A 7,489-nucleotide genomic window follows, 5' to 3' on the forward strand; every position below is an offset into this window, starting at 1 on the left:
CTTCGATAAAACCATAACGCGAATCCGCTGAATGCGATCCTTGCCCGCTGCCGCTTGCCCCGGCATTCTGGCGCGCATGGACGACCGGCTGATCCTGAGCGTGAGCGACGATCCGGGCGCGCCGGACCAGCTCGCCGAGTGGGTGGAGGCGTTCGTGGCGCGTGCCGGACTGCCGGCGGAAGCGGCCTTCCGGGTAAACCTGTGCTTCGACGAACTGATCGCCAACGTGCGGACCCACGGCCGCGCGGCGACGATCCGCGTCGGTCTGGAACTGGAGGAGGGCGCCCTGCGCGGCTGGCTCGAGGACGACGGGGCCGCCCACGATCCCTTCGCGAATCCGCAGTACCCGGACCTGACCGCCGGCATCGCGGACCGGCCCGTGGGCGGGCTCGGCATCCATCTCGTCCGCCAATCGGCCACCGAGGTCGCCTACCGGCGGGAGGGCGGGCGCAACGTCACCAGCCTTTTGATAAAAACGTCCTGATAAAAACGTCGGCGGAGGCTTCACATTGGGCTGGACAAGCGTCTCCGTTCTTCCTATAAGGCAGCCCCCGCACGTTGCGGCGCCCAGGTAGCTCAGTTGGTAGAGCAGGGGACTGAAAATCCCCGTGTCGGCGGTTCGACTCCGTCCCTGGGCACCATTCTCCCTTCAAAATCAGTGGCCCTCAAAAATCAATGGTGCGCGAAAGCGGTCCGGCTTCAGTGCGGGCTGCCCTGGACGCGCATGTGGCCCAGGCGAACCAAGCCTCCGATGTAATCCATGATGAGGGTTGGCGGCGTCGGCTTGCAAAGCAGGGAAAAGCCGCCGCTTTTGACTTTTGCAGCGGTTTCCTCCGACGTGTCGCCGGTCAGGACGGCGATGGGTGTTTCCGGGATGCAGTCCTTGATGGCGCCAATCCGTTCCTCGAACGTGAAGCCGTCATTGAGGTGAAAATTGATGATGGCGGCCGCCGGGATGATTTTGAATCGCCGGCACACGCTCAGCGCTTCCAGGATTCGGCTTGAGGCCAGGGTCTCGTAGCCCGAGGCGGAAAAGAAGGCTTGAAGGCTCGACAGAACCAGTTCGTCGTCGTCCACGATCAGCAATATGGGGATCTCAAAGCGCTCGGCCGCCATTGCGCCCTCCTTGCACGCCTTCGCCAGAAGGTGGGGCGTTTCCGTGCGGGGCCGAGTCCCCTTTCGGTGATGCCCGGTCCGCGTGTGGGCTGCGGACGACTGGACGGTCGGCATAGGCCTGGGTCCCGGAACCATCCGCGGCATCAACCGGACAGCATGGCGTTGGCGAGGTCGAGCGCGCGGTGCGGGGTGTCCGCGTAGGCGTTCGCCTCCAGCCGGCTCAGGATGGCGGGGTCGGCGGCGAAGGCTCGTCCACCGATGAGCACCGGCAGGTCGCGGGTGTCCGGATCGGCGCGGACCGCGCGCAGGATGTCGCGGGCGCTGCGCAGGTGCATGGCCATCGACACGGACAGCAGGAGAAGGTCCGGGCGCGTCTGCGCGATCATGGTGATGACGCCGGACATCGGCACGGAGGCGCCCAGGTAGGTCGTCTCCCAGCCTGCGGCGCCGAACAGGTCGCACACCATGCGCAGGCCGAGTTCGTGCAGGTCGCCGCCGACGGACGCGGCGACGAGCGTCCGGTCGTTCCGGCGCTGTTTGCGCATGGCCACGATGCGTGGGTAAAGCTGCGCGACGGCCAGTTGGGTGATGGCGGTGCAGCGGTGCTCCTCCGCCGTGGTGATCCGGTTCAATTCCCAAAGCCGCCCGATCTCGCGCTGCGCGGGGCCGAGGATGTCCTCGTAGATGGATTGCAGGCCGAGGCCCTGCGTGTAGGTGCGCTTCACGAGGGTGACGGCCTGGTCGCTTCGCCCCTCCATCGCCTGCAGGAAATAAGTCTGCGCCAATCCATCCAGGGCGTCGGCGCCGATCGGCTCGTCGGGGTCGGGGAGGACGGGCGCGTCGTCGAGGGCCGTCTGCGCGGCGTCGATGATGGGCAGGATCGACGCGGCCGACCGCTTGGGGATCAGGCCCGCGATGGCCTCCCGCAGGCAGGCGATGTTGGCCGTCAGGTCGGCGGGCTGCACGTCGCGCGTGGCGAGGACGCGGCGCGTCCACAGCATGTAGTCGGTGAACAGGGCGGGGCTGGCGAAGGCCGTCGCGTTGACGAGAAAGGCGATGTGGAAGGTGTTGTCCAGGGTGCAGGAGGCGCGGACCTGATCGGCCAGCGCCTTCGGGATGATGGGCCGCTCGCGGAACAGCCGGGTCATCGTCGCGTCGATGACCCACCAGGTGCGGGCCTCCAGGCGATCCGCGGCTTCGTCCCTGTCTTCGATGGCGGTCATGGGCCACCTGCACGGATGTTCAGCGTGGAAGCCTAGCCCAGCCGACCCCGTCGCGCACCTGCGCGGAAGAGACGGCGCGGCGGCGCCTCAGTCCGGCCGGCTCAATCCGCGATGACGATCTGGCGCTCTTTCCCGCCTTTCCCGATGATCTTCAGAACGCGGCGGCCGCGTTCGTCCTTCGTGGATTCGTCCAGGACGATCCGGCCCAGCGTGGCGAGCAGGTGCAGCAGTTCCCCGTTGGAGGCGGCGCCGAAGCCTTGGCGCAGCTCGGCCAGCAGGGCTTCCGTGTCGTCGCGTTTGGGGGCGTCGCGTTTGGTCACGGCGATGGGCTCCGGCGTTCGTGGTGGCGGTGGGGTCAGCCTGCCGCAGGGCGGACCTGCAATCAAGGGCGCGGCTGTGCTGTTATCCCCCTTGGCAGTTCGCCAGCGGAGAGGGCAACCCATGGAAGACAAGCTGATCGCCTACATCGGCCGGTTGAAGGATCGCATCGCGATGATGCGATCCGGCACGTTCGATACGCCGGAGGAGCGGATTTCGTGCGAGGCCGTCGCCGACAGCCTGGAACTGGTTGTGCGCGAGCTGACCGACCTGATCGAGATCCGGTGAGGCCGGGGCCGAATATTGCATTTGCGCTACAAAGCCGGCGCGCATGGGATTATTAGGAAGGGTCCGAACCGATCGAGAGAACCGCTCCCATGCTGCTGCGCGCCATCCGCTCCATGATGCCGAAGGAAGAGCGGATCATTGAGCAATTCATCGAGCAGGCCCGCCACATCGTCGCGGCGGCCGAGGCGCTGGAAGCGGTCATGGAGGCCGCGCCGGAAGACCGGCCCGACCGCACCGCCGCGCTGAAGCGCATCGAGAAGGACGCCGACCGCGTCGCCAAGGACGCCGGGCGCGGGCTGCACCGCACCTTCATCACGCCCTTCGACCGTTCGGAGATCCAGGCGCTGATCAACGCGCTGGACGACTGCATCGACCTGATGGACGAGGTGCCGCGCCACGCCGCGCTCTACGGCATCGACAGCTTCGACACGCCGATGCGGCGCATGGCCTCCATCATCCGCCGGCAGGCGGCGCTGCTGGTCGAGGTGATGCCGATGCTGACCGCCATCACCGGCAACGCCGAGCGGATCCTGCAGGTGTGCAGCCAGATATCCGACCTGGAGGACGAGGCCGACGAGATCCTGCGCGATTCGCTGAAAAGCCTGATCGCCGAACGGCCGGAGATGATCGCCTTCCTCGGCCGGCGCGAGGTCTACGAGATGCTGGAAGCGGTCACCGACCGCTGCGACGACGTCGGCGACCTGATCGAGGGCATCACCCTCGATCAGGCGTAACCGAGAAGACGTCCGGGGGGCGCGTCAGGGGGCCAGGAAAACGGTGTCGGTCCGGCGGACCGTGCCGTCGGCCCGGTTGGTCAGCGTGACCGTAACCGGGGTGGAGGCGGGCAGGGCGGCCTTGGCCGGCATCCGGACATGGACGCGGTAGGTCTGCACCATGTCCGGTTCGGCGGACAGTTCAAGCGCCGAGCCGCCCGCCGCGTTGGTGCCCGCCGTGGCGAGCGTGGCGCCGTCCAGGCCCGACAGGGTCAGGCGGTAGGCCTGCGGCTGGCGGGTCATGTTGGCGATCTTCACGGTGTAGCTGTTCTGGATGCCGCCGTCGGACAGGGCGACGTAGAGCGGGGCGCGGTCGCGCAGAACGGCCACGTCGGCGCCGGGCTTCAGCAGCAGCCCCAGAGCCATCAGCCCGGCGACCACGACCAGCAGCAGCGTGTAGACGATGGTGCGGGGGCGGACGAGGCGGTAGGGCTCCGGCATGCGGGCGGCGGCCTTGGCGGCCTGCGCGGCCTGGGTGTCGTAGCGGATCAGGTCGCCCGGACGGCCGATGCGGATCATCACGTCGTTGCAGGCGTCGATGCACAGGCCACAGCTGATGCAGTCCATCTGAATGCCGTTGCGAATGTCGGTCCCGGTGGGGCAGACATGGACGCAGGCTTTGCAGTCAATGCAATCACCGAAGCCGGTGGTCTTGCGCTCCTCCCAACTCTGGTCCTTGCGCAGGGGCGCGCGACCCTCGCCGCGCCAGTCCTGGTAGGTCACGACGAGGCTTTCCTCGTCCAGCAGCGCGGCCTGGATGCGCGGCCAGGGGCAGACGTAGGTGCACATCTGTTCCCGCATGAAACCGGCCATGGCGTAGGTGCAGGCCGTCATGAACAGCATCCAGCCGGACGCGAGCGCCGACGGTTCGAGGCGCGCCAGATCGGCCATGTAGCCGGGCGCGTCCACGAAATAGAGGATCGCCGTGCCGCCCGTCCCCAGCGCGATCAGCAGCCAGACCGCGTGCTTGGCCGCCTTCTTTGCGAACCAGGAGGCCGTGCGCGGGCCGTTGTCCAGGCGGATGCGGGCGCCCCGGTCGCCCTCGATCCACTCCTCAACCTTCACATACAGGTCGGTCCATACGGTCTGCGGGCAGGTGTAGCCGCACCAGACCCGCCCCGCCAGCGCGGTTGCCAGGAACAGCCCGACCGCCGCCAGGATCATGGCGCCCGTGACGTAGTAGATGTGCTGGGGCCACAGTTCGATGGCGAACAGGTGGAAGCGCTGGGCCTCCAGGTCCAGAAGCACCGCCTGATCCGGCAAGCCGGGGCCGCGGTCCCAGCGGAGCCAGGGCAGGACGACGTACAGCGCCAGCAGCACGACGGTCAGGACCCATTTCAGCCGCCGGTACCGGCCGTGGGCCGCCTTCGGGTAAATCTTCTTGTGCGACGCGTAGAGCGGCGCCGGGGTCGGACTTGGTGCGGCGGGCGGGGGAGCGGCTTCCCGGGCGCTTGCAACCGGGGAGCGGGCGAGTTTCTGCATGGCGTGCCTCTGCGCAAACGGTCATGCCCAAAGGCCCGCCGAAGCGCCGGCCCTACGGCATAGCGCACATTGTATGGCTGCGCAGGGGCGACGACAAGCTATATTGAATGTATTGAAGCGGCGCGAGCCTGTGTCCTTCTGCGGCTTCCTCGCTGAGATCCAATCAATGCGACAGTTTGAAGCAGCGCGTCGGGCCGGCTCGAGTTTGCAAGTTTATAGGGACGCGGCGCATTGGAACATACAATGCACGTCTCTTAACCGTCATCCCCGCGAAGGCGGGGATCCAGGCCGATCAAGCACTTAGACGCGGAGTTTTCTGGATCCCCGCCTTCGCGGGGATGACGGGGAAATTCCTCGCCAATAATCTCACAGCCTCCCACCCCATCACTTGCCCACCCCATCAAATGATGACGCCCGCAGAGGCGGGGATCTGCTCCAGGGCCTCCGCGAGGATCGACAGCACGCGGCGGGTTTCCGCGCGGTCGATGGGGCTGCCCAGGCAGATGCGCAAGGCCTCCGGTGCGTCGGGCGTGGTGGCGAAGGTGTCGGCGGCCACGGCGGCGATGCCCTGGCTGCGCAGATGGGCATTGAATTCGCCGCGCGACCACGCGTCCGGCAGGCGGAGCCAGAGGTGGAACGCCTCGCGCTTGGTCGCGATGCTCCCCGCGGGCAGGATGGACTCGGCGAGCGTGCGCCGCTCCATGGCTTCGGCGCGGATGGCGTCGCGGACGGCTTCGGCGGTGCCGTCGAGGATCCAGCGGCGGGCGATGGCCGTGGTCAGCGGGGAGGCCATCAACATGGTGGCCCGCAGCGCCGTGGCGACCCGCAGCGTCTGTCGCGCGCCGGGCGTGACCACATAGGCGACGCGCAGCATCGGCGACACGCACTTCGCCAGCCCCGCGATGTGGAAGGTGATCTCCGGCGCCAGCGCGGCGAGCGGCGGGGGAGAGGGATCCGGCAACGGTCCGTAGATGTCGTCCTCGATGATCGGGACGTTGAAGTCGTGCGCCGCCTCGACCACCGCCTTCCGCCGCTCCGGCGGCATGGTCGCGGTGGTCGGGTTGTGGAAGGTCGGAATGCAGTAGAGCGCCTTGGGCCGATGCTGCGCCAGCGCCGTCCGCAACGCGTCCGGGTCGATCCCGTCGCCGTCCATCGGAACGCCCACGACCCGCAGGCCGAGCTGCGCCGCGACCGCCCGGAAGCCGGGATAGGTCAGCGCCTCGGCGCAGACGGTGTCGCCGGGGCGGGCGAGCGCGCTCAGCAAGGCCAGGATGGCGCCCTGCGTCCCCGGCGCGACCAGCACCCGCTCCACGGCGAGCTGCGGCAGGCGGTCGCGCAGCCAGTGGGCTCCCGCCGCGCGCTCTTCCTGCTGGTCGCCGGCCTCCGGGTAGCGCAGCAGCTCGGGCAACGCGAGGCCGGAGGTCACCACGGCCATGTCCTGGCGCAGGCGGGCCAGCAGCGCCGGCGCGTCGGGCAGCGGCGGCTGGTTCATGGTCATGTCGACCAGGGACGGAGCCGGTCTCGGGGGCGTCGGGGAGGATTGTTCCAGCGTGGGGCGCGGCGCTTGGGCGGCGGCGCGGACGTAGGTGCCCTGCCCGACATGCGCGTCGACCAGCCCGCGGCGCCGGGCCTCGCCATAGGCGCGGCTGACGGTGGTGAAGTCGATGCCCATGCGTTCGGCCAGCAGCCGTTGCGGGGGCAGGCGTTGGCCGGCGGTCAGGCGGCCGATGGTGATGTCGGCTGCGATGGCGTCGGCGATGGCGAGATAGACGGGCTTGGCCCGGTCCGCGATGTCCGGGACCCAGATGGCTTGGTCCGGGGTGGTTTGTTCCGGCGGCATGCGGTCCCTCGCGGCTCTGCACTCAGCAACGCTCCGGGCATAAGGCCCGGAATTGTATGGATTGTCAATATGCCGCCCCGCCCGGACACGCAAAAGGCCCGTGCCTTGCGGCACGGGCCTTTTTTGAGAACGGACAGGCGGTTCGGATCAGTCGGCGTTGACCGCCCCGGCCGGGATCTGCGGCTCGGCACCGCTCTTGCGCTGGCCCAGCACCAGGGCGATGATGGCGAAGGCGGTCAGGTCGAAGACCGAGAGGCAGGCGAACAGCGGCTCGTAGCCGATGGTGTTGGCGAGCTGGCCGATGATCAGGGAGAAGATCATGCCGCCGAGATAGCCGGCCATGCCGCCGAAGCCGGTCGCGGTGGCGACGTCCTGCTTCTCGAAGGTGTCGGTGACCAGGGCGTAGAGCAGGCTCGACAGGCACTGGTGGGCGAAGGCGCCCAGGGAGA

Annotated in this window: 9 protein-coding genes and 1 tRNA gene; 4 read left to right on the top strand and 6 right to left on the bottom strand. The window is 68.3% G+C overall.

Features of this window, described 5'->3' with window-relative positions; all coding sequences use genetic code 11:
* The first annotated feature begins 40 nt into the window (after positions 1-40).
* Positions 41-484 (top strand): ATP-binding protein, encoded by a 444-nt coding sequence (locus tag ACSVC7_RS23530; protein ID WP_448206996.1) that lies wholly within the window; start codon positions 41-43, stop codon positions 482-484.
* A gap of 81 nt (positions 485-565) precedes the next feature.
* Positions 566-641, top strand: a tRNA-Phe gene (locus tag ACSVC7_RS23535).
* Between the two features lie 58 nt (positions 642-699).
* On the opposite strand, the gene ACSVC7_RS23540 is transcribed toward ACSVC7_RS23535, so the two are convergent.
* The 3 genes from ACSVC7_RS23540 to ACSVC7_RS23550 form a co-directional block, all read right to left on the bottom strand.
* A complete protein-coding gene (locus ACSVC7_RS23540; RefSeq protein ID WP_448206995.1) occupies positions 700-1,116 on the bottom strand; it encodes a response regulator in 417 nt (138 codons plus the stop codon).
* A gap of 143 nt (positions 1,117-1,259) precedes the next feature.
* Positions 1,260-2,339, bottom strand: coding sequence for a cobalamin B12-binding domain-containing protein (locus ACSVC7_RS23545; protein ID WP_448206994.1), 1,080 nt, complete (start codon positions 2,337-2,339; stop codon positions 1,260-1,262).
* Positions 2,340-2,440: 101 nt separating this feature from the next.
* The gene (locus ACSVC7_RS23550) at positions 2,441-2,659 is read right to left on the bottom strand and encodes a hypothetical protein (protein WP_448206993.1); all 219 of its coding nucleotides are present in this window, start codon (positions 2,657-2,659) and stop codon (positions 2,441-2,443) included.
* Between the two features lie 121 nt (positions 2,660-2,780).
* Between ACSVC7_RS23550 and ACSVC7_RS23555 the strand changes: the two genes are divergently transcribed.
* Positions 2,781-2,945, top strand: a complete 165-nt coding sequence (locus ACSVC7_RS23555) for a hypothetical protein (protein ID WP_448206992.1) — start codon at positions 2,781-2,783, stop codon at positions 2,943-2,945.
* A gap of 89 nt (positions 2,946-3,034) precedes the next feature.
* The gene (locus ACSVC7_RS23560; RefSeq protein WP_448206991.1) at positions 3,035-3,679 is read left to right on the top strand and encodes a DUF47 domain-containing protein; all 645 of its coding nucleotides are present in this window, start codon (positions 3,035-3,037) and stop codon (positions 3,677-3,679) included.
* Positions 3,680-3,703: 24 nt separating this feature from the next.
* Here the strand turns inward: ACSVC7_RS23560 and ccoG are convergent, their stop codons facing one another.
* The 3 genes from ccoG to ACSVC7_RS23575 form a co-directional block, all read right to left on the bottom strand.
* Positions 3,704-5,200: a cytochrome c oxidase accessory protein CcoG gene (gene ccoG / locus ACSVC7_RS23565; protein WP_448206990.1), complete on the bottom strand. Its 1,497-nt coding sequence runs from the start codon at positions 5,198-5,200 to the stop codon at positions 3,704-3,706.
* A gap of 400 nt (positions 5,201-5,600) precedes the next feature.
* A complete protein-coding gene (locus ACSVC7_RS23570) occupies positions 5,601-7,040 on the bottom strand; it encodes an aminotransferase-like domain-containing protein (protein ID WP_448206989.1) in 1,440 nt (479 codons plus the stop codon).
* A 147-nt stretch (positions 7,041-7,187) separates the two neighbouring features.
* Positions 7,188-7,489 (bottom strand): MFS transporter (locus tag ACSVC7_RS23575; protein ID WP_483508726.1); only part of this gene is annotated, 302 nt, incomplete at its 5' end.

This window comes from Azospirillum mesophilum (assembly GCF_053470405.2).